The organism is Pseudothauera nasutitermitis (assembly GCF_004801295.1).
GTDB classification, from domain to species: Bacteria; Pseudomonadota; Gammaproteobacteria; order Burkholderiales; family Rhodocyclaceae; genus Pseudothauera; species Pseudothauera nasutitermitis.
The window spans coordinates 655255-675784 of the sequence record NZ_SSOC01000001.1 but is presented as its reverse complement, the minus strand read 5'-3'; the positions used below and the strand labels follow the sequence as shown (position 1 = coordinate 675784).

Genomic DNA, 20530 nt, shown 5'->3' with positions numbered 1-20530 from the left:
GCCATGATCGACGAAGTCGCCGAACGGCTGGTGCGCCGACTCATCCTCGCCTTCCTGCTCGGCGGCCTGCTGCTGCTGAGCTATTCCGTACTGCATCTGTTCATCGTGCCGGTGGCCTGGGCGGTCATCGTCGCCTACGCCACCTGGCCGCTGTACCAGCGCCTGCGCGACCGCGTGGTGCATCACCGCACCGCCAGCGCACTGCTGATGACCCTGCTGCTCACCGCCGCATTCGTGCTGCCGGCGCTGTGGATCGCCGTGCTGCTGCGCGGCGAACTGGGCGCGGCGATCAGCGCGCTGGTCGCGCAGATCCGCCAGGGGCCGCCCACCCTGCCCGATTTCATACGCGGCCTGCCCTGGCTGGGCGACTACCTGCAGGCCTTGATCGACAACGTGATGCGCGACCCGGAATCCATCCGCCAGCAGATGACCGGCTGGGTCAGCAAGGGCGCCGACGCGCTGATGGCCCTGGTCGGCGACGTCGGCCGCAACGCGGCCAAGCTGGGCTTCGCGCTGATCACCGTGTTCTTCCTGTTCCGCGACGGCGAAAACGTACTGCGCCAGGTACGCCGCGTGCTCTACCATTTCCTCGGCGCGCGCATCGACGGCTATCTGGCTGCGGTCGGCAGCATGACCAAGGCGGTGGTGTGGGGGCTGGTGGCCACCGCGCTGGCGCAGGGCTTCGTCGCCGGGCTGGGCTACTGGTGGGCCGGCGTGCAGGCGCCGGTGCTGCTCGGCGCGATCACCGCGCTGATCGCGCTGATTCCGTTCGGCACACCGTTCGCCTGGGGTTCGGTGGCCGTCTGGCTGCTGGTGCGCGGCGACATGGTGGAAGGCATCGGACTGCTCGCCTGGGGCGTGCTGGTGGTCAGCTGGGTGGACAATCTGGTGCGTCCGCTGGTGATCAGCAACGCCACACGCATTCCCTTCCTGCTGGTGATGTTCGGCGTGCTGGGCGGGCTGGCGGCCTTCGGCCTGGTCGGGCTGTTCCTCGGCCCGGTGATCCTCGCCGTGCTGATGGCAGTGTGGCGGGAATGGATCGAGGACGCCCACCTGACGCCCCTGCCGCAGAAGACCTCGGCACCCGCTCCGGCGGATGCCCCGCCGCCCGACGGGCCCGCGCCGTAAAGCGCGGCGGGCTCAGGCCGCCAGCGAAGCCGCCGGCGCGCGGCGCCCCGGCGGCGAGACGTCGGCGATCGCATAACCCTGCGCATACACCCCGGCGTCGGTACCCAACTCGTCGAGCTGGCGATATTCGCCGACCCGGGTGAACACCACGGCGGTGCCGTGCGCGGCGGCCAGCGCCAGCAGTTCGGCGCGTTCCTCGGCACTGCGCAGGTTGCGGGGGTCGATCTTGACGAAGTTCGGCCGCAGTTGCGCGAACACCGTGCGCGCATCGGCCAATGAACCGAGGTTGGCCGCCACGCGGAAGCCGTTGATGCGGTAATTGGCGTGCACGAAGGACAGCAGGCGCGGATCGCGGCAGGTCACCTCGGGCGTCTCGATGACCACGTTGGCGGCCTTCAGGCGCAGCACGTCGAGCACGCGGCGGAACGCCGCGCCGTGGTCCTCGCTGACCGCCGCGAGCAGGCGGCCATGCACGTTGAGGAACAGCAGTTCGTCCTCGTCGGTGCGCGGATCGTTGAGCGCGTGCAGGGTGCGGCACAGACGGTCCAGGCCCACCAGGGTAACGTCGTCGGCCACCAGCGAGAACAGATTCCACGGCGACAGCGCCGCCTCGCCGCCGGCATGGCAGCGCACGAAGGCCTCGCGGCCCACCTGCCGGCCGCTGCCGACTTCGATGATGGGCTGATAGACGCTGGACAGCTCGGCGCCCAGGAAGCGCCCGACCACCACGCCCGAATCCAGACGGCGCAGGGATTGCCCCGGCTGCCAGTCCAGCGGCAACCAGTCGAAGCGTTCGCCTCTCTTGTCCTTGTTCGTCTCCATCGCCCACCTCATGCCGGATGCTTCGCTGCTTGATCGAAGCGGCAGTCTAGCCAGCACGCGCCGGGCACCCAACCAAGAAGAACTGCGAAGCATATCGGCGCCCTGCGAACGCGCTCCACCCGGACGCGCTGCGCACAGCCGGACCCGGATAAGCAAAGCAGAAAATCTTCGTTCGCGGCGACGCACGGGCTGACGATACTCTGCCGCAACGGACACCCAAGGAGCTAGAGATGCTGAGCACCCTGATCGTGCCGGGGCTCAACGGCAGCGGCCCCACGCACTGGCAAAGCTGGTTCGAACAGCTGCTGCCCGAGGCGCGCCGTGTGGTCCAGGACGACTGGAGCACCGCCGATCTGCCGCGCTGGCGCGAGCGCGTGCAGGCGAGCATCGACGCCTCCGTCGGCCGCGTGGTGCTGGTGGCGCACAGCTTCGGCTGTCTGGCCAGCGTGGCCGCCGCCGCCCGCCAGCCCGACCGCATCGCCGCCGCGCTGCTGGTGGCGCCCGCCGATCCGCGCAAGTTCGGCGTCAGCCAGTTGCTGCCGGCCGGCCATCTGGGCTTTCCCAGCATCGTCGTGGCCAGCGCCAACGACCCCTGGGTATCGCTGGCCACCGCCCGCCATTGGGCGGGACGCTGGGCCAGCCGCTTCATCAACGTCGGCGACCAGGGCCACATCAACGTGGACGCCGGTTTCGGCCCGTGGCCGGAAGGCTTCGAACTGTACGAATCGCTGGTCGCCTCGGTACTGCGCCCGACCGCGCTGCCGCCCCGCGCCCGCCGCGCGCCACGCAACGGCATCGGCACGCAGACAGACAGCGCCGTGGCGGCCAGCCTGAACGGCTTCGCACCGCTGTACTGAGTTTCATGCGCAGTCCGCTGCTGTCCGCCGATACCCTGCTCACCCAGGTCCGCCATCTCGCCACGCAGGAACTCGTTCCCCACGCCGCCGACATCGACCGGCACGCGCGCTACCCGGCCGAGGTGCTGCGCACCCTGGCCAGCGTGGGCGCCTGGCGCACGCCGCTGGCACGCGCGCTGGGCGGCGCCGGGCTGGGGCATACCATTCCCATCGCCGTCGGCGACGCGCTCGGTGCGGCCTGCGGTACCACCGCCCTGCTCTACTGGCTGCGCCACGCCTGCATCGCGCTGCTCGCCGAAGCGCCGCGTGCCACGCCGCGCGAGGCCTGGCTGGCCAGCGTGCTCGACGGCACCCTGGCCGCCGGCTGCGCCCCCGCCGATCTGCTGCGCCTGCCGGGCGACGAAGCGGAATCCGGCCTGCGGGCCCGCCCCGTGCAGGAGGCCTACCGCATCGACGGCCGGCTGCGCGGCGTGCTGCAGGCCGCGCCCGGTCATCTGCTGATCGCCACCGCCGGCATGGCCGGCAACGACGGCGCCCCGCTGTGCTTCGCCGTGCGCGGCGATGCCGCGGGCCTGGAAATCCATCCGGCCGAATCCCCCACGGTGCTGGCCGGCGCCCTGCCCGCGGAGGTCGTGTTCAAGGACGTGCGGATCGGCCCGGCAGGCGTGCTGGCCGCGCCGGAAGACGGGGACGATCTGGCCGGACGCCTGCGCGTGCCCCTGCTGCTCGCCCAGCTCGGTTTCATCTTCGGCGTCACCGAGGGCTGCCTGCGTCTGATGCGCGCATCGCCGGACACCGACGAACTGGGGTCCTACCAGCTCGACCACGAGGAAATCCTCGCCGTCGCGCTGTCCTCCTCGCGCGCCAAGGCCCGCCGGCTGGCCGCGCAGGCCGACAACGGGCGGGCGGCGTTCAGCGACGTGCTGCGCCTGCGCGCGCACGCCGCGCAACTGGTCCTGCGCGCCGCCAACGCCGCCGTGCTGCACGCCGGCCCCGCCGGCCTGACCGCCGGGCATGGGGCCTGGCTGCGCCTGCGCGAGGCCGCCTACATCGGCACCGCCGCTCCCTCCATCGCCCAGCTGCGCCGCGAGCTTTCCGGCTTCGACCGGCGCATGAAGCAGGTCGGCACCTAATCACTGCAAGACGAGCTTCCCCTTGAGCACCACGCCCCCAGCCCTGCCGGCGGACAACCGCCTGATCGATCTCGCCAGCGCCGTCCAGCGCTACACCTTCGACGGCATGCAGTACGCCGCCGGCGCCGCCCTGCCGGTGGGCGCCGACGCCATCGCCTTCGGCCGCGAACTGCTGCGCCAGGGTCGCCGCAACCTGCACGCGCTGTTCCACTGCAACTCCCAGCAGAGCAACCTGCTGGCCGGCGCGGGCGCGCTGGACAAGCTGGAATGCGGCTTTTCCGGGCTGGAAGGCTTCGGCTTCGCCAACGGCCTGCGGCGCGCCGTGGAAAGCGGCCAGCTGCTGCTGGAAGACTATTCCAACCTCGCCATGCCGCTGCGCTTCCTCGGCGGCGCGCTGAACTGGCCGTTCGTGCCGACCACCACCTGCATCGGCTCGGACATCCAGCATTTCAGCGCCTACGCGCCGGACGAGGTGCCCGCGCGCGGCAAGATCCCGCCGGTGCGCGACCCCTTCAGCGGCCGCGAGATCGGCGCGCTGTCGCCACTGCGCCCGGACCTAGCGGCCATCCACGTCACCCTGGCCGACCCGCGCGGCAACGGCATCCTGATCGGCAGCGAATGGAGCCGCTTCGAGCTGTCGCGCGCCGCCAGGCGCGTGGTGCTGATCGCCGACCACATCGTCGACACCGACTGCATGCGCCAATATCCCAACCTGGTGCGCATTCCCGACGTGATCGTCGAGGCCGTGGTGTGGTGGCCGTTCTCCGCCTGGCCGGCGGCCTCGCCCGGCGTGCATGACGCCGACGAGACACACATGAAGAGGATGAACGAGGCGCTGGGCAGCGCCGAGGGCACCGCGGCCTACCTGGCCGAATACGTGCACGGCTACGCGGATCTGGACGCCTATCTGGCGCTGATCGGCGAGGACAACCGGCGCGCGCTGGCCGACACCGCCACCGCCTTCCTGCTCGACCCTTACCGCCGCTGGTTCCTGCCGCGCGAGCGCATCGAGGCGCTCGCCGCCGCCAACCTCGCCGGCACGAGCGCACGGAACGCCGCCACGGAGGTGCCGGCATGAGCGCCCCCGCCCGGCCACCCGAAGGGGGCGCTCGCCCTCCCTTGGGGAGGAGGTCGCGCAGCGACAGGAGGGTCGTCCAGTGAGCGCCACACCCGACTACACCCGCCAGGAAATGATGGCGATCGCCGCCGGGCGCGAGATCCGCGACGGCGAACTGGCCATCTTCGGCGTCGGCCTGTCGCTGCTCGCCGGCTACTTCGCCAAGGCCCACCACGCCCCCAACGTGCGCGCCATCACCGAGGGCGGCGTGTACGGCGCCACGCCGATGGGCGGCATGCCCTGGGGCATCGAATGCAACCGCCTGGCGGTCAACGCCACCAGCTTCACCAGCGGGCTGGACGCGCTCGGCTTCCTGGTGGCTTCCGGGCGCTGCGATTTCGGCCTGATCGGCGCCGCCCAGGTGGACCGCCACGGCAACGTGAACACCACCGGCATCTGGGGCGAACGCCCGCAACGCTTCGGCCCGCCGCGCACGCGGCTGACCGGCAGCGGCGGCGCCAACGAGATCGCCTGCGGCGCCAAGCGCACGGTGATCATGGTGAGCCACGAGAAAAAACGCTTCGTCGAGCAGGTGGATTACATCTCCTCGCCCGGCTATCTGGAAGGCGGCGACGCGCGCGAGCGCTACGGCTTCGCCGGCGGCGGGCCGAGCGCCATCGTCACCACCCTGGGCATCCTGCGCCCGCATCCGGAAACGCGCGAATTCTGGCTGGACGGCTGGTTCGAGTTCTCCAGCGCCGAGGAGATCCGCACGGCCACCGGCTGGGCGCTGAAGGTATTCCCGCACGCCGGGCGGATTCCGCCGCCGGACGGGGAAGAACTGGCCGCGCTGCGCCAGGTGGACGAAACCGGCATGCTGCGCCGCAAGGGCTGAGCCCCGGCACCGCACGCGAAGAGACGCGGCACGCATCGCAGTTTTCCTGCGAAACTTCGCGTCAATAATTGGTTCTCCCGCATCCGGCGCATCGCTAAGGTTGATCTCGCGGGCCGCCCGCCAAGCGGCGGCCGCCCCCCGAACAGGAGAACACCATGTCGCTCGCCGCCACCACGCACGCCACCACCGCGTTCCGCCCCGCCTCGCAGAGCGCCGGCACCAGACTCCACCCCACCCTGGAAGGTGCGCGCCAGGCGGCCATCGTTTCCGGCCTGGGCTACGCCGGCAACGTCACCCCGGCAGAAGCCTGGGCGCTGCACCAGCAGGGCGGCGTGCTGCTGATCGACGTGCGCACCGCGGAAGAGCTGCGCGACATCGGCCGCGTGGAAGGTGCGCAGCACCTGCCCTGGGCGATCGGCGTGCGCATGGAGCGCAACCCCTATTTCCTCGACCGCCTGGCCGACCTGATCGCGCGCGACGAACCGGTGCTGCTGTTGTGCCGCAGCGGCAAGCGTTCGGTGGCCGCCGCACGCACGGCCACCGAAGCGGGGTACAGTCTGGTTTTCAACGTGCTGGAAGGTTTCGAGGGCGACCGCACACTCGGGCACGGCAACGGCTGGCAGCAGCGCGGCCTGCCGTGGACGCGGGACTGATCCGTCCGCCGCCGCCACGCACACCGCTCAGGAAGGAACGCACATGTCCAACTGGTTCTCCGACAACGCCGAATCGATCGGCCACACTCCGCTCATCCGCCTCAACCGCATCCTCGATGGCGCCCAGGCCACCGTGCTGGCCAAGATTGAAGGCCGCAACCCGGCCTATTCGGTGAAATGCCGCATCGGCGCGGCGCTGATCTGGGATGCCGAAAAGCGCGGCCTGCTCGGCCCCGGCAAGGAGCTGGTGGAGCCGACCAGCGGCAACACCGGCATCGCACTGGCCTTCGTGGCCGCCGCCAAGGGCATTCCGCTCACCCTCACCATGCCGGAAACCATGAGCCTGGAGCGCCGCAAGCTGCTCACCGCCTACGGTGCCAAGCTGGTGCTCACCGAGGGCGCCAAGGGCATGGGCGGCGCCATCGCCAAGGCGGAAGAGATCGCCGCCGCCGACCCGGGGCGCTACGTGCTGCTGCAGCAGTTCAAGAACCCGGCCAACCCGGCCATCCACGAAACCACCACCGGCCCGGAAATCTGGGACGACACCGACGGCAAGATCGACATCCTGGTGTCCGGCGTGGGCACCGGCGGCACCATCACCGGCGTGTCGCGCTACATCAAGAAGACGCGCAGCAAGGCCATCCAGTCGGTGGCCGTGGAGCCTTCGGCCAGCCCGGTAATCACCCAGAAGCTCGCCGGCGAGCCGCTCAAACCCGCGCCGCACAAGATCCAGGGCATCGGCGCCGGCTTCGTGCCCGAGGTGCTCGATCTCTCCCTGGTCGATGCCGTCGAACAGGTCGGCAACGAGGAGGCCATCGAATACGCCCGCCGGCTCGCCAAGGAAGAAGGCATCCTCTCCGGCATCTCCAGCGGCGCTGCCGTGGCGGTGGCCGCGCGCCTCGCCCGCAAGCCGGAAAACGCCGGCAAGACGCTGGTGGTGATCCTGCCGGATTCGGGCGAACGCTACCTCAGCTCCATCCTGTTCGAAGGGGTGTTCGATGCCGCCAGCGGGCTGCCCACGGCCGCCTGAACGACAGCCCTGCTGCTCACGGAAAAACCGGCCGCTGGCCGGTTTTTTCTTGTCCGCCGCCGACGCGTTGCGCTGCGCGCCGGGGCTGATATGCAATGCCGTTTTTCTTGGTTCGCCGCGCCGTTACACGTTGCTATCGTGCCCTCGTTCCCATCCACCCGTTCCACCACGAGGAATCCGAGATCATGAGCGAGACAACGCCGCGCAAGCACCGCTTCGAAACCCTGCAGGTCCACGCCGGCCAGACCCCGGCACCGGGCACCAACGCCCGCGCGGTGCCGATCTACCAGACCACCTCGTACACCTTCAACGACGCCGACCACGGCGCGCGCCTGTTCGCGCTGAAGGAGTTCGGCAACATCTACACGCGCATCATGAATCCGACCACCGACGTGTTCGAGCAGCGCATCGCCGCGCTCGAAGGCGGCGTGGCGGCGGTGGCCACCAGTTCCGGGCAGGCCGCGCAGTTCCTCGCCATCACCACCATCGCGCAGGCCGGCGACAACATCGTGTCGACCAGCTATGTGTATGGCGGCACCTACAACCAGTTCAAGGTCGCCCTGCCGCGCCTGGGCATCCACGTGAAGTTCGTCGACGGTGACGATCCGGAGGACTTCCGCCGCGCCATCGACGACAAGACCAAGGCCATCTACGTCGAGACCATCGGCAACCCGCGCTTCAACATCCCGGATTTCGAGGCGCTCGCCAGGATCGCCCACGATGCCGGCATTCCGCTGATCGTCGACAACACCTTCGGTGCCGGCGGCTACATCGCCCGCCCCATCGACCACGGCGCGGACATCGTGGTGGAATCGGCCACCAAGTGGATCGGCGGCCACGGCACCTCGATCGGCGGGGTGATCGTCGATTCCGGCAAGTTCAACTGGGGCAACGGCAAGTTCCCGCTGTTCACTGATCCGGCGCCCGGCTACCATGGCCTGAACTTCTGGGAAGTGTTCGGCAGCGGCGGCCCGTTCGGCAACATCGCCTTCGCCATCCGCGTGCGCGTGGAAGGCCTGCGCGACATCGGCCCCAGCCTGTCGCCGTTCAACGCCTTCCAGCTCATCCAGGGCGTGGAAACCCTCTCCCTGCGTGCCCAGCGCCACGTCGATAACGCGCTGGAACTGGCAAAGTGGCTGAAGTCCCATCCGCAGGTCGCCTGGGTGGAGTACAACGGCCTGGAAGACAGCCCCTACCACGCGCTCGCCAGGAAGTACCTGCGCAACGGCTTCGGCGCAGTGCTCAACTTCGGCATCAAGGGTGGCCCCAACGCCGCGCAGCGCTTCATCGACAACGTCGAGCTGGCCAGCCATCTGGCCAACGTGGGCGACGCCAAGACGCTGGTCATCCACCCGGCCTCCACCACCCACCAGCAGCTCAACGAAGCCGAGCAGAAGAGCGCCGGCGTGCGTCCGGATCTGGTGCGCGTGTCGGTGGGCATCGAGCACATCGATGACATCAAGGAAGACTTCGACCACGCGCTGCGCCGCGCCGGGCTGGAAGCCGCTGCATGACCATGACGGGCTTCCAGCTCTCCAGGGAAACCCGGCGGCTGGTCCTCGACCAGCCGTTTTTACTGGAATCCGGCGCCTCCCTGCCCCGTCTGGAAATCGCCTGGCGCGGCTGGGGGCGGCTCGCCCCCGGCGGCGACAACGCCGTGCTGGTGTGCCACGCCCTCACCGGCTCGGCGGATGCCGACGCATGGTGGGCGCCCTTCTTCGGCGCCGGCCGGGTGCTCGACCCGCAGCGCGATTTCATCGTGTGCAGCAACGTGCTGGGCGGTTGCTACGGCAGCAGTGGTCCGGCCTCCATCGCGCCGGACGGCCGGCGCTGGGGCGGACGCTTCCCCACGCTGACCATCCGCGACCAGGTGCGCGCACAGATCGCCCTGGCCGACGCGCTGGGCATCCGCCGCATCCAGTTGGTGCTGGGCGGCTCGATGGGCGGCCTGCAGGCGCTCGAATGGGCGCTGCTCGACCCCGCGCGGGTGCACACAGTGGCCACGCTGGCCGCCAGCGGCCGGCATTCCGCGTGGTGCGCGGTGTGGAGCGAGGCGCAACGCCAGGCACTGGCCGCCGACCCGAAGTACCGCGACGGCCACTACGACCCGGCCGATCCGCCGCGTGCGGGCCTCGCCGCCGCGCGCACCGTGGCCATGGTGAGCTATCGCAGCGCGGCTTCCCTGGGTGAACGCTTCGGCCGCAGCACGGGTGCCGAGGCCTTCGGCGAGCGCGCCCATTCCCCGGACGAACTGGCCGCGCGCGGCTGGCTGCGCCACCACGGCCAGGCGCTGGTGGAGCGCTTCGACGCGCACAGCTACCGCGTGCTCATCGACGCCATGGACACCCACGATCTGGGGCGCGGCCGGGGCGGCTATGAGCAGGCCCTGCGCGCCATCCGCCAACCGGTGCTGGTTGGTTCGATCGCCAGCGACACACTCTACGTGCCGGCCGACCAGCACGAACTGGCCCGCCTGAGTCCGCGCGCGGAGCTGCTCACCATCGATTCCGTCCACGGCCACGACGGTTTTCTGATCGACGCGGCGGATTTCCACGACGCCCTGCTCGACTTCCGCCAGCGCCATGAACGCCACCCCACGGCCTCGCGCGGCGCACAGGCAAGCCCCCCGCCAAGCCCGCGCGAAACGCTGCAGACACGTGCCGCAAGTACCTGAAATCGATCGAAGAAATTCATATTTCCAGACGCCGGATCAGCATCCATACTGGAACAATGGGCCGCGATCGACAGGCGGACGTTCCGCTTGCCGCGCGGCCCATGCCCGCCCACCCTTCCCCCACGGAGACTCCCACCATGGCATCCGGCAATCCTCCCATCGGCGTACTCAGCCGCCAATCGATCGACAGCATCCAGACCATCGGCGGCACCCTGCTCAACGCCACCGAACAAACGCTCGCCCTCAATCTGCGCACCACGCGCAGCCTGTTCGAACACAACCTGGCCACCCTGCGCACGCTCGCCGAGGCGGACACCCCGCAGACCTTCTGGGCACAGGCGCCCAAGCTCGCCCAGCCTGGCATCGAGGAACTGGTAGGCTGGTCGCGCGGCCTGTACGAGATCTCCTCGAACAGCCAGCAGAGCCTGTCCCGCGAGGGCGAGGCCCTGCTCTCCGAAGTGAACAAGTCGCTCGCCAGCCTGCTCGATCAGGCCGAGCGCAACGCCCCCTCCGGCTCCGAGCACGGCATCGCCGCGGTGCGCACCGCGCTCTCGGCCACGCGCAACACGCTGGAGAACATCAGCCAGGCCAGCCGCAAGGTCGCCGAAATCACCGATGCCAACGTTGCCGCAGCCGCCAGCGCGGCGGTGAAGAGCGCATCCGGCGCCTCGCGCAGCGCTGCCCGCAAGGCGGCCTAAGCCTCGCACGACATTCCATCGCGGCCGGGAACGCCTCTTTGGCGTTCCCGGTTTGCGTCGACCGGGCGGCACGCGCCGACACGCCTGGATGCGTCGGCACCCGGGCCAATGCGCGCCATCAGAATTCCTTGTGAATTTTTGTTGGTTCGCCACGAGGCGAGCAGGGTCTATCGTGTGCGACGTACGCCCATCCACGTTTTCCGGCAATCCGCTCCCTTGCTCCCCGACCTGCTCACCGCCACCGAACGCCTCCACGCGGACGCCCGCCCCGCGGGCGGTTTCCTGCGCTTCCGCGACGATGTGCTGAGCCGCGGCGGCGCACTGGTACGCGGGGAGGCCGTGCTGCGCGAGCGTTCCGGCGAATCCGCCGCTCCACCGCGCCCGCACGCCGCCGGTCCGATTCCGGCCGCGATCCGATGAGCGCGCACGCAATCCCGCAGCGAATGGCAAACTCCACCGGCGTCCCGCATCCAGCGCCCGGCACGGCAGCCACCGAACACGCATCCGTCCAGGGCGCCCCATACGCCTCACGGTAAGGAGAACCTCATGGCCCGTTTGATTTTCCCCAATGGCAGCGAAGAACGCGACCGCGCGGCGATCACCGCCGCCGTGGCCGGGCTGGGCGCGCAGCTGCGCCACCTGCCGCCGCCCGGCGGCGCGCAGATCGATGCCCTGCTCGCCCACGACCAGCTCGACGAAGACGGCCAGGCCGCCCTGCTCGCCGCCGTGGACGCGCACGTGGCCGACTGGCTGCCGCCGGGCAGCCACGCCGCGCGCGATCTGGTGGAATTCCACGCCGCGCTGCCGGGGCTGGACGAACTGCGCCGCAAGTTCGCCACCATCCACAGCCATCCGGACGACGAGGTGCGCTACATCCTCAGCGGCACCGGCTACTTCGGCTTCGTCACCGCGGACGGCAGCCAGACCCTGCTGGAAGTGGAATCCGGCGATTACCTGAACGTGCCGCGCGGCGCGGAACACTGGTTCACGCTGGGCAGCGACCCGCGCCTGAAGGCGGTGCGCTACTTCGCCACCCAGCAGGAATGGGTGGCCATCCCCTCCGCCCACCGCATCGATCCGGCCCTGACCCCGGCCTGACCCCGGTCTGACCACCGCCCCGCCCCTGCCTGGTGAACATGAACGCTCCCTACCGCCCCGAAGCCGCCGAAGACCCGGTGCATTGGAACCTGGACCGCATCGTCACCCGCCTGCGGGCCATCCGCGGACGCTGGCGCGAGGGCCAGCAGCGCGACCGCCATCTGGGCGGGCGGGAGTTTCCCTCGCGCGAGGCGCTGCGCGAGGTCGCCCTGAAGCTCAGCGGCGCGCTGTTCCCGATGCGCCTGGGGCCGGCCGACCTGCGCCAGGAGAGCGAGGACTACTACGTCGGCCACACGCTGGACGCGGCACTCTACGCCCTGCTCAACGAGGTGAAGCTGGAACTGCACAACCACGCGCGCCGCGAGGGCGAGGCGGGCAACGATCCAGACCGCCAGGCCGCCTACATCCTGCAGCGCTTCGCCGACGCCCTGCCCGGCGTGCGCGAACAGCTCGACACCGACGTGGAGGCCGCCTTCCGCGGCGATCCGGCGGCACGCACGGTGGATGAGGTGGTGCTGTGCTACCCGGGCCTGCTGGCCATCATCCACCACCGTCTGGCACATACCCTGTACGCCCTGGGCGCCCCGCTGGTGGCGCGCATCATCGCCGAGATCGCCCATTCCGAGACCGGCATCGACATCCATCCCGGCGCGAGCATCGGCAACAGCTTCTTCATCGACCACGGCACCGGCGTGGTGATCGGCGAAACCGCGGTGATCGGCGAGCGCGTGCGCATCTATCAGGCCGTCACGCTGGGCGCCAAGCGCTTCCCGGTGGGCGAGGACGGCGGCCTGGAAAAAGGCCTGCCGCGCCATCCCATCGTCGAGGACGACGTGGTGATCTACGCCGGCGCCACCATCCTGGGCCGCGTCACCATCGGCCGGGGTTCCTCCATCGGCGGCAACGTCTGGCTGACCCGCAGCGTACCGCCCGGCAGCCACGTGACCCAAGCGCATTCCCAGCACGAGGTGCCCAACCCATGAACCTGCTCGGCGAACCCATCCTCTCGGCGGCGGCCCTGAAGACCGCCGCGCCGGCCACGCCGGTGTTCCGCCGCACCGCCCCGGCCGCCCCCCTGGCCGCCGACCCGGATGCCCAGATCGCCCAGTCGGTGGGCATCAACCTGCGCCGCCTGCGCACCCAGCACCAGCTTTCGCTGGACGCGCTGGCGCGCTTGTCCGGCGTCAGCCGCGCCATGCTCGGCCAGGTGGAACTGGGCCGCAGCGTGCCGTCGATCACCGTGCTGTACAAGGTGGCGCGCGCGCTGGAAGTGCCGGTGACCAGCTTCCTCGGCGCCCGCCACGAGCCGGGCAACGTGGTGCTGCGCGCCGCCGAAACCCGCGTGGTGCTCTCCGCGCGCGGCAAGGTGAGCACCCGCGCGCTGTTCCCGGCCGATCCGCCCACGCGCACCGAATTCTTCGAACTGCGCCTGAGCCGCCTGGCCGAAGAGCACCTGCCGGCCAGCCCGCCGGGCACGCGCGCCAATCTGGTGGTGGTGCACGGCTCCGTCGCCGTGGTGGTCGGCGAAGAGGAATACCCGCTGGCCACCGGCGACGCCATCCAGTTCATCGCCGACGAGGCGCACGCCTTCCGCAACCTGGCCGACAGCGACGCGCTGCTCTATCTGGTGAAGACCTACCCGCGCGCGGACGGCTGAACGGCGCGGCGGGCAGCACCTTCCCCTGTTCGGACAATCCGCCTCTGCCTTCCATGTCCGCCATGCGCGGCAAGACTTCCGTTTTTGCAGACTTATTCCCGTCCGTTATGAGGATAGCCATTTTTATTCGTTCTATATCCACACGGATTTCCGGATACTCGGCCTTCGCCCGCGCGCCGCGCGGGTAAACAACAACTTTCGGCCACCCGTTCCACCATTGCCATGACCCAGACCGCCTCCTCCCCGCCGAGCACTCCGATCATCCAGCTCGATTCGGTGCGCAAGACCTTCATCCTTCCGGATGGGGGCCGTTTCGACGCCGTTCAGCCCATCTCGCTGGAAATCGCCCGGGGCGACGTCTTCGGTCTGGTCGGCAAGAGCGGCGCAGGCAAATCCACCCTGCTGCGCCTGATCAACCTGCTGGAGCGCCCGGACGCCGGCCGCGTCACCGTGGCCGGGCGCGAGCTCACCGTGCTGGGTCGCCGCGCACTACGCGAGGCGCGCCAGAACATCGGCATGATCTTCCAGCAGTTCAACCTGCTGCAAAACGCCACGGTGTATGAAAACGTCGCCTTCCCGCTGCGCATCCACGGCCGCCACTCGCGCGCCGAGATCGACGCGCGGGTGCGCGAATGCCTGGAGCTGGTGGGCCTTTCCGACAAGCTGCAGTCCTACCCGGCGCGCCTTTCCGGCGGCCAGAAGCAGCGCGTGGCCATCGCCCGCGCGCTGGCGCCGCACCCCGAGGTGCTGCTGTGCGACGAGCCCACCTCCGCGCTCGACAGCGAAACCACCCGCTCGCTGCTGCAGACCCTGCGCGACATCAACGAGAAGCTGGGGGTGACCATCGTCATCGTCACCCACGAACTGCCGGTGGTCGATCAGCTGTGCGACCACGCCGCCGTGCTGGAGCAGGGCCGCTTCATCGAACAGTTCGCCATCGAGGACATTTCCGCCGAACGCACCAGCGTGCTGGGCCGCGAACTGGCCGATCTGGTACGCGAACGCCGCCGCCGTGCCGAACTGGCCGCCGGCAGCGAATCCTCCTCCGTCATCTCCTTCCCGAAGGCCTCCAATGCATGACTCGCTGATCGAACTGCTGCCCGAACTGTGGGTGGCCATCGGGCAAACCTTCCTGATGCTGGGCATCGGCCTGAGCGCTGCGGTGATCCTCGGCGGCCCGCTGGGCGTGCTGCTGTTCATGCTCAGCCCCGGCCAGTCGCTGGCCAACCGGCCCGCCTATCTGGTGCTGAGCTGGGTGGTGAACACCGTGCGCTCCTTCCCGTTCATCATCCTGATGGTCGCGCTGGTGCCCTTCACCCGCATCGTGGCCGGCACCTCCATCGGCCCGCTGGCCGCGGCCGTGCCGCTGTCGGTGGCCGCCATCCCCTACTTCGCCCGGCTGGTCGAGCAGACCATCCGTGAAGTGCCGCGCGGCGTCATCGAGGCCGCCCACGCCATGGGCGCCTCGGAACTGCAGATCGTCTGGCGCGTGCTGGTGCGCGAGGCGCGCTCCGGCCTGGTGCTGGCGCTCACCGTGCTAGCGGTGAGCTTCCTGTCCTACTCGGCCATCGCCGGGGTGGTGGGCGGCGGCGGCATCGGCGACCTGGCCATCCGCTACGGCTACTACCGCTTCCAGACCGACGTGATGCTGCTCACCGTGGCCCTGCTGATCGTCATCGTGCAGATCATCCAGTTCGGCGGCAACGCCATCGCGCACCGCCTCGACAAGCGCTGAACCCCTCTTCCACCGTCTCAATCGCCATTACCCAAGGAGCAACGTTCCATGCGTTCTTTCCGCCGCAACCTGCTGATCGCCCTGCTGGCCTCCGGCACCGCCCTGCTCTCCCCGCTGGCCGCGCACGCCCAGGCCAAGAAGAGCGAACTGGTCATCGGCACCACCGCCGGTTCCAACATCGAAGTGCTCAGGCGCGGCATCCAGCCCCAGCTCGAACAGAAGGGCTACAAGGTCAAGCTGGTCGAATTCAGCGACTACGTGCAGCCCAACCACGCGCTCGCCCAGGGCTCGCTGGACGCCAACTACTTCCAGCACATCATCTACCTGAAGAACTTCGCCGAGAAGAACAAGCTGGATCTGGTGGACGTGGTGCAAGGCCCCATCGCCCCGCTCGGCCTGTACTCCAAGAAGTTCAAGAGCATCGACGACATCCGCGAAGGCGCGCGCATCGCCGTGCCCAACGACCCGACCAACCTCGCACGCACCTTCGTCTTCCTGGAACAGTACGGCCTGGTCAAGGCCAAGGCGGGCGTCGATCCACTGAAGGTCAGCGAACGCGACATCGCCGAAAACCCGAAGAAGCTGCGCTTCGTCCCGCTGGAAGCCGCCCAGTTGCCGCGCGCGCTGGAGGACACCGACTTCTCCGTGATCAACGGCAACTTCGCCATCTCCTCCGGCCTCAAGCTGACCGAAGCCGTCGCGCTGGAAAAGACCCCGGACTACTACCTGCTGGTCGCCGCCACGCGCACCGCCGACAAGGACCAACCGTGGGTCGCCGACCTGCAGGAAGCCTTCAAGGCGCCGTTCTTCAAGGACGTGCTGGACAAGCACTTCCCCGGCTACGCTCGCCCGGCCACGCTGCAGTAAGCCTCCGGACAGCACCGCAAAGGTGCCAGCGCCAACGCAATGCGGAAGCCCGTCTATACGACGGGCTTCCGCATTTTTCATCTAAAAACAGGCCTTTTCATCTTTGTCGCATTGATCCACACTCAGGTTGGTTACCTCGAATGCCGGGAAGCAGATGCCGTCATATAAATGGAAATGTTCCGAGTGCGAAGCAACGAACCTTCCTCATACAGAGGCATGTCGACACTGCGAAGCTCCCGCGCGCGCCAATGCCATTTCCAGCGAAGAGAGCAATGAATCTCTTGGCATTCTGATCACGCGAATCGGTTTTGCAGTGGCTTTTGGCCCCATCTTTGTATTTTTATTCACGTCAATATTTTCATCAATTCTTGGAGAAAACACAGCCCTTCTTTGGCACTACATTTCAGCGTTTGGATCAATAATATCCATACCATCAGGAATATTTATTTACATAATTGGCATAGCCATCAAAAAAACCTCTCGAAAACCAAAGGACGGCCATCTGGAAAGCCGGCAGTAATGGGGGATCAGATACTTCCGTCATTTCATTTGCAGGAATCACCCACACGGTCAGCGAGCGGCCTTGTCCAGATCGATACGCACCACCCGCTCACGCGTACTGGCGTAGTACTGCGGGGCCAGCAGATTCTGCCGGGTCGTATACAACCTGAATGGCTCCTTGACCGTGACGTACAACTGGCCGCCTTCTCCCAGGCTGAGGCTGTTGGGATGGGTCGGCAGGCTGTATGCGGCCTTGACCGCATGCGTCTCCCCGTCAAGGATCGACACCTTGCCCTGCTCGCGATGCGTCAGGTACAGCTCGTCGCGCGCCGGATCGTAGAGCACATCCATGGCGTCGCCCACTGGCAGGCGTTGCAGAACCTTGCCATCGGACGCATCCAGCACGAACACGGTCTTCTCGTGCTGGGTTTCCGTGACGTACAAGCGCTTGCGCTTATGGTCCAGGGCGAAGTTCAGCGGTAGCGCCTCGGCCTCTCCCGCCAGCTTCCAGCGCTGCGCGATACGGTCTTCCTTCAGATCGATGACGAGCACCTCGCCGTCGCCATTGGCCGCGTACAGGCGATCGGCCTCGGGGTCGAGCAGCAGCCCGGTCACCCACTTGCCCGCATCGCCGATGGTGGCGACCAGGTCCATGCTCTCCGCGTCCAGTACCCAGATGACCCCGGGATCGCCCACGCCGCCGACGTAGATGCGGTTGCGCACGGCGTCGTAGCGTACCGTGCGCGCACCCAGGCTGGAACTGTCGCGGCTCTTGTCCGTGAAGCGGGTGCGTCTGACTTCGCCTTTGTCCGACAGGCCCACCCGCGTGACGGCCGAGGCCAGGCTGTTGGTGACGAACAGGGCGTCGCCGGCGGCATTCAGGGCCAGGCCGAAGTTCTTTTCGTCGGTATGGATCAGCCCTTTGACATCCAGGGTCTGCGGGTCCAGTTGGTAGATCGTGCCGCCCCGTACGTCGGGCGCCATTTCGGCCGAGGCGACGTACAGCAATCCGTCCCGGGGGTTGTGGACGGCCTGGTAGAGACCATGGGACAGCACTTTGCTCAGCGTGCCGTCCGGGGCGGCAAGTGCGCCTTGCTCCCTGTCCGGCGAGAGCGGCTGCGCCGCCTCGCCCGACCAGAGCAGCCACCACGCCAGGCCACCCAGGGCAAGAAAGACGAAGATCAGTGCTGAAATATAGAAACGACGCTTGAACATGATGCTCCCATACGTTCGATTACGAATGCGTGCCGGCTGCCGTTCGATCCGGCACCTTCATCGTCGGCCCGTCAGAACTCGTACTTCAGGCTGAGGCTGGCGTTGCGCGGCTCCTGCCAGAAAATTTCCAGGCCGCTTTCGGGCGGCGCGAAATATTTCTTGTCGAACACGTTCTTGACGTTGAGCTGCAGCGACCACTGCCTGTCGATCTCGTAACGCGCCATCAGGTCGACGACGGAATAGGCCTTCTGCTCCAGCTTCTTGCCGGTCAGGAACAGCACATCGGCGTAGGTCCTGCTCTGCCAGCGGACGCCGCCGCCGACGGTCAGCCCGCTCCAGGCGCCGGGCAGGCGGTAGCTGGTGAAGGCGTTGAACTGCTGGCGCGGCATCAGGGAATTGACTTCGACGCCGTCGGCAGTCTTGGCCCGGAACTTGGCATAGCCGATGCTGGCATTCCAGCCCGGCCGGATTTCACCGGCGATCTCCACCTCGAAACCCTTGCTGACCACCCCGTCCACTTCGACATAGGCGGTCTGTGGCGGCGTGATGCCGGGAATCAGGCCGCTGGCCCGCGCCACGTTCTCCTGCTGCATCTTGAACACGGAGAGGCTGGCGTTCAGGCGATTGTCGAAGAAGGCGCCTTTCAGACCGATCTCGCGCGTGTTGCCCTCGATCGGCGCCAGTTGCTTGTTGCTCGCATCGCGCTTGCTCTGCGGCTCGAAGATGGTGGTGTAGCTGGCATAGGCCGAGAGGTTGCGGGTCAGGTCGAAGACCACGCCCGCATAAGGAATCACCTCGTTGTCGGCCTTGAAATCGTTGTTGCGATCCTTGTGATCGACGACGCTGTAATCGATCACCCGGGTGCCGAGGATCAGCTTGAGCGGCTCGGCGAGCGAAAACCGGCCGGCCAGATACCAGGCTTTCTGCGTGACCTTCTGATCGATGTAGACGCCACCACCGCCCACCGGATAGGCATAAGTCGGTTCATGGCCGTGCCCGTCCCAAGTGTGCAGGTTCGGGGCGGGAAGCACCGCGGCGCTGGTATTCCCCGGATTGCCGATCGTCTTCAGGCTTTCCCGGGAATGATCGTAGCCAAAAGCCAGCTGGTGATCGCGCCCGAACAGCCGGAATTCGCCATCGACCTGGAAGTTGGTGTCTTCCTTGACGTTATCCACATAGTACAGCCCGGCATACCCCGACATCGGCATGCTGTAAGTGAAACCGGGGAACAGCTCCATATGGATGAAGGAGGTTCCGAGCACGGGATGGAGGGTGCCGTACTGGTAGAAATTGGCCAGCTTCGCCTCCGAGTTGCGCTCGCCCCGCGTGTAGTTGGCCTTGATCTGCCAGCCATTGCCGAAGTCGTGCTCGCCGCGCACGAACCAGTTGGTGTAGTCGGCATCCCAGTACGACCAGTGCGGCGCCGTGGTCTTGCTGCGGCTCCAGTTCGAGCGCACGGCATCGTTGGCATTGGTCGCCAGCCAGGCGGGAACGCCGCCCCAGGTCGGGCTGCCGGTATGGTTGTCCTGGCGGCTGATCCCGCCCGATATCAGCGACCGGTCGCCGATGTCCTGCTCGATCGTGGCGTAGAAGATCTTCTCGCGGTTCTTCAGGCGGTCGATGTAGCTTTTGCCCTCCTCGTAATCGGCGACGAAGCGCGCCCGGGTCGAGCCGCTTGCGTTCAGGGGCGTGCTGACGTCCGCCGTCAGACCGCGCTGCGACCAGCTCCCGACCTCGGCTGAGACCGAGCCCTTGAACACCTTGCTGTCCGCCCGCTTGCGCACCATGTTGATGATTGCCGACGGATTGCCGACGCCGGTCATCAGGCCATCCGAACCACGCAGGATCTCGACGCGGTCGTAGATCGCCGTGTTGCTGAACACTTCGCCGGCGCTCCACTGTTCGTTGATGCCGGTGGGGGCGCCGTCGATCAGATAGTTGGTGATGTTGAAACCGCGTGCGAACAGGCTGCCGCGGTTGCTTTCATAGCGATTCACCGACAGCCCGGTGGCCTGCTCGATGACGTCGAACAGGCGGTCGATCTTGCGGTCCTCGATCAACTGGCTGCTGATGATGCTGATCGATTGCGGCGTATCGCGCAGGGTCGCGTTGAACGGCAGCGCCGTGGTGCCGACGTTGCTGCCGTAGCGGCCGCTGCCTTCGGTGCTGGCATTGCGTTCGGCGGTGGCGGTCACCGTCACCGGTTCCAGCATCGTGCCGGCACCGCCTGACGGCACGGCCCTGACGACGATGGCCTGCCCCTCCTGGATCGCCACCAGGCCGCTGCCGGCAAGCAGGCGGTCGACCGCCTGTCGCGGCGTCAGCTTGCCGACGACTTCCGGAGCCATTTTTCCGGCCACCAGCGCCGGCGGAAACAGCAGTTGCAGATCGGCCTGCCGGGCAAGTTCGTTGAGTGCCTGGCCGAGCGGCTGCGCCGTGATCGTGATGTCGAGCGGGGTGGCTGCGGCCGTCTGGGCCATGACTTGGCCTGGAGCGGCTGCGAGAAGGAT

The 20530-nt window shown here is 67.9% G+C and carries 20 protein-coding genes; 17 read left to right on the top strand and 3 right to left on the bottom strand.

Translation table 11 applies throughout. The features are described from left to right. Positions 1-3 precede the first annotated feature (3 nt). Complete coding sequence (locus tag E6C76_RS03175; RefSeq protein ID WP_136346795.1) at positions 4-1128, top strand: AI-2E family transporter; 1125 nt, start codon at positions 4-6, stop codon at positions 1126-1128. 12 nt (positions 1129-1140) lie between these two features. On the opposite strand, the gene E6C76_RS03170 is transcribed toward E6C76_RS03175, so the two are convergent. Next, complete coding sequence (locus E6C76_RS03170) at positions 1141-1950, bottom strand: EAL domain-containing protein (RefSeq protein WP_168734225.1); 810 nt, start codon at positions 1948-1950, stop codon at positions 1141-1143. Positions 1951-2180: 230 nt separating this feature from the next. On the opposite strand from E6C76_RS03170, the gene E6C76_RS03165 reads away from it, so the two are divergent. The 16 genes from E6C76_RS03165 to E6C76_RS03090 all read left to right on the top strand — a co-directional run bounded on the left by E6C76_RS03165 (position 2181) and on the right by E6C76_RS03090 (position 16304). Next, positions 2181-2807 carry an RBBP9/YdeN family alpha/beta hydrolase gene (locus E6C76_RS03165; protein ID WP_136346793.1) on the top strand — a complete coding sequence of 209 codons (627 nt, stop codon included), beginning with the start codon at positions 2181-2183 and terminating at the stop codon, positions 2805-2807. A 5-nt stretch (positions 2808-2812) separates the two neighbouring features. Beyond that, positions 2813-3940, top strand: a complete 1128-nt coding sequence (locus E6C76_RS03160) for an acyl-CoA dehydrogenase family protein (protein ID WP_136346792.1) — start codon at positions 2813-2815, stop codon at positions 3938-3940. Between the two features lie 22 nt (positions 3941-3962). After that, positions 3963-5018: a CoA transferase subunit A gene (locus E6C76_RS03155; protein ID WP_230976145.1), complete on the top strand. Its 1056-nt coding sequence runs from the start codon at positions 3963-3965 to the stop codon at positions 5016-5018. A 79-nt stretch (positions 5019-5097) separates the two neighbouring features. Next, positions 5098-5892 carry a CoA-transferase subunit beta gene (locus E6C76_RS03150; RefSeq protein ID WP_136346791.1) on the top strand — a complete coding sequence of 265 codons (795 nt, stop codon included), beginning with the start codon at positions 5098-5100 and terminating at the stop codon, positions 5890-5892. Between the two features lie 155 nt (positions 5893-6047). Then, a complete protein-coding gene (locus E6C76_RS03145) occupies positions 6048-6545 on the top strand; it encodes a rhodanese-like domain-containing protein (RefSeq protein ID WP_136346790.1) in 498 nt (165 codons plus the stop codon). 43 nt (positions 6546-6588) lie between these two features. Then, positions 6589-7575 (top strand): cysteine synthase A, encoded by a 987-nt coding sequence (gene cysK / locus E6C76_RS03140; protein WP_136346789.1) that lies wholly within the window; start codon positions 6589-6591, stop codon positions 7573-7575. 185 nt (positions 7576-7760) lie between these two features. Further along, entirely contained in the window at positions 7761-9089 is a 1329-nt protein-coding gene (locus E6C76_RS03135) for an O-acetylhomoserine aminocarboxypropyltransferase/cysteine synthase family protein (protein ID WP_136346788.1), read from the top strand. Then, the gene (gene metX / locus E6C76_RS03130) at positions 9086-10249 is read left to right on the top strand and encodes a homoserine O-acetyltransferase MetX (RefSeq protein ID WP_211090086.1); all 1164 of its coding nucleotides are present in this window, start codon (positions 9086-9088) and stop codon (positions 10247-10249) included. Before E6C76_RS03135 ends, metX begins: the two co-directional genes overlap by 4 nt. A gap of 137 nt (positions 10250-10386) precedes the next feature. Next, on the top strand, positions 10387-10947 hold the full coding sequence (locus E6C76_RS03125) for a phasin family protein (protein ID WP_168734224.1): 561 nt from the start codon (positions 10387-10389) through the stop codon (positions 10945-10947). A gap of 216 nt (positions 10948-11163) precedes the next feature. Continuing rightward, complete coding sequence (locus tag E6C76_RS03120) at positions 11164-11367, top strand: hypothetical protein (RefSeq protein ID WP_136346786.1); 204 nt, start codon at positions 11164-11166, stop codon at positions 11365-11367. Positions 11368-11493: 126 nt separating this feature from the next. Continuing rightward, on the top strand, positions 11494-12045 hold the full coding sequence (locus E6C76_RS03115; protein WP_136346785.1) for a cupin domain-containing protein: 552 nt from the start codon (positions 11494-11496) through the stop codon (positions 12043-12045). Between the two features lie 38 nt (positions 12046-12083). Next, a complete protein-coding gene (gene epsC / locus E6C76_RS03110; protein WP_136346784.1) occupies positions 12084-13028 on the top strand; it encodes a serine O-acetyltransferase EpsC in 945 nt (314 codons plus the stop codon). After that, entirely contained in the window at positions 13025-13702 is a 678-nt protein-coding gene (locus E6C76_RS03105; RefSeq protein ID WP_136346783.1) for a helix-turn-helix domain-containing protein, read from the top strand. Before epsC ends, E6C76_RS03105 begins: the two co-directional genes overlap by 4 nt. A 222-nt stretch (positions 13703-13924) precedes the next feature. Further along, the gene (locus E6C76_RS03100; RefSeq protein WP_136346782.1) at positions 13925-14782 is read left to right on the top strand and encodes a methionine ABC transporter ATP-binding protein; all 858 of its coding nucleotides are present in this window, start codon (positions 13925-13927) and stop codon (positions 14780-14782) included. Further along, positions 14775-15437, top strand: a complete 663-nt coding sequence (locus E6C76_RS03095) for a methionine ABC transporter permease (RefSeq protein ID WP_136346781.1) — start codon at positions 14775-14777, stop codon at positions 15435-15437. The genes E6C76_RS03100 and E6C76_RS03095 overlap by 8 nt, the downstream gene beginning before the upstream one ends. A gap of 48 nt (positions 15438-15485) precedes the next feature. Next, complete coding sequence (locus tag E6C76_RS03090; RefSeq protein WP_136346780.1) at positions 15486-16304, top strand: MetQ/NlpA family ABC transporter substrate-binding protein; 819 nt, start codon at positions 15486-15488, stop codon at positions 16302-16304. Positions 16305-16874: 570 nt separating this feature from the next. Here E6C76_RS03090 and E6C76_RS03085 read toward each other — a convergent pair. Together E6C76_RS03085 and E6C76_RS03080 are read right to left on the bottom strand one after the other, a co-directional pair. After that, complete coding sequence (locus E6C76_RS03085; protein WP_136346779.1) at positions 16875-18020, bottom strand: YncE family protein; 1146 nt, start codon at positions 18018-18020, stop codon at positions 16875-16877. A 71-nt stretch (positions 18021-18091) separates the two neighbouring features. Further along, complete coding sequence (locus E6C76_RS03080; RefSeq protein WP_168734223.1) at positions 18092-20500, bottom strand: TonB-dependent siderophore receptor; 2409 nt, start codon at positions 20498-20500, stop codon at positions 18092-18094. Positions 20501-20530 lie beyond the last annotated feature (30 nt).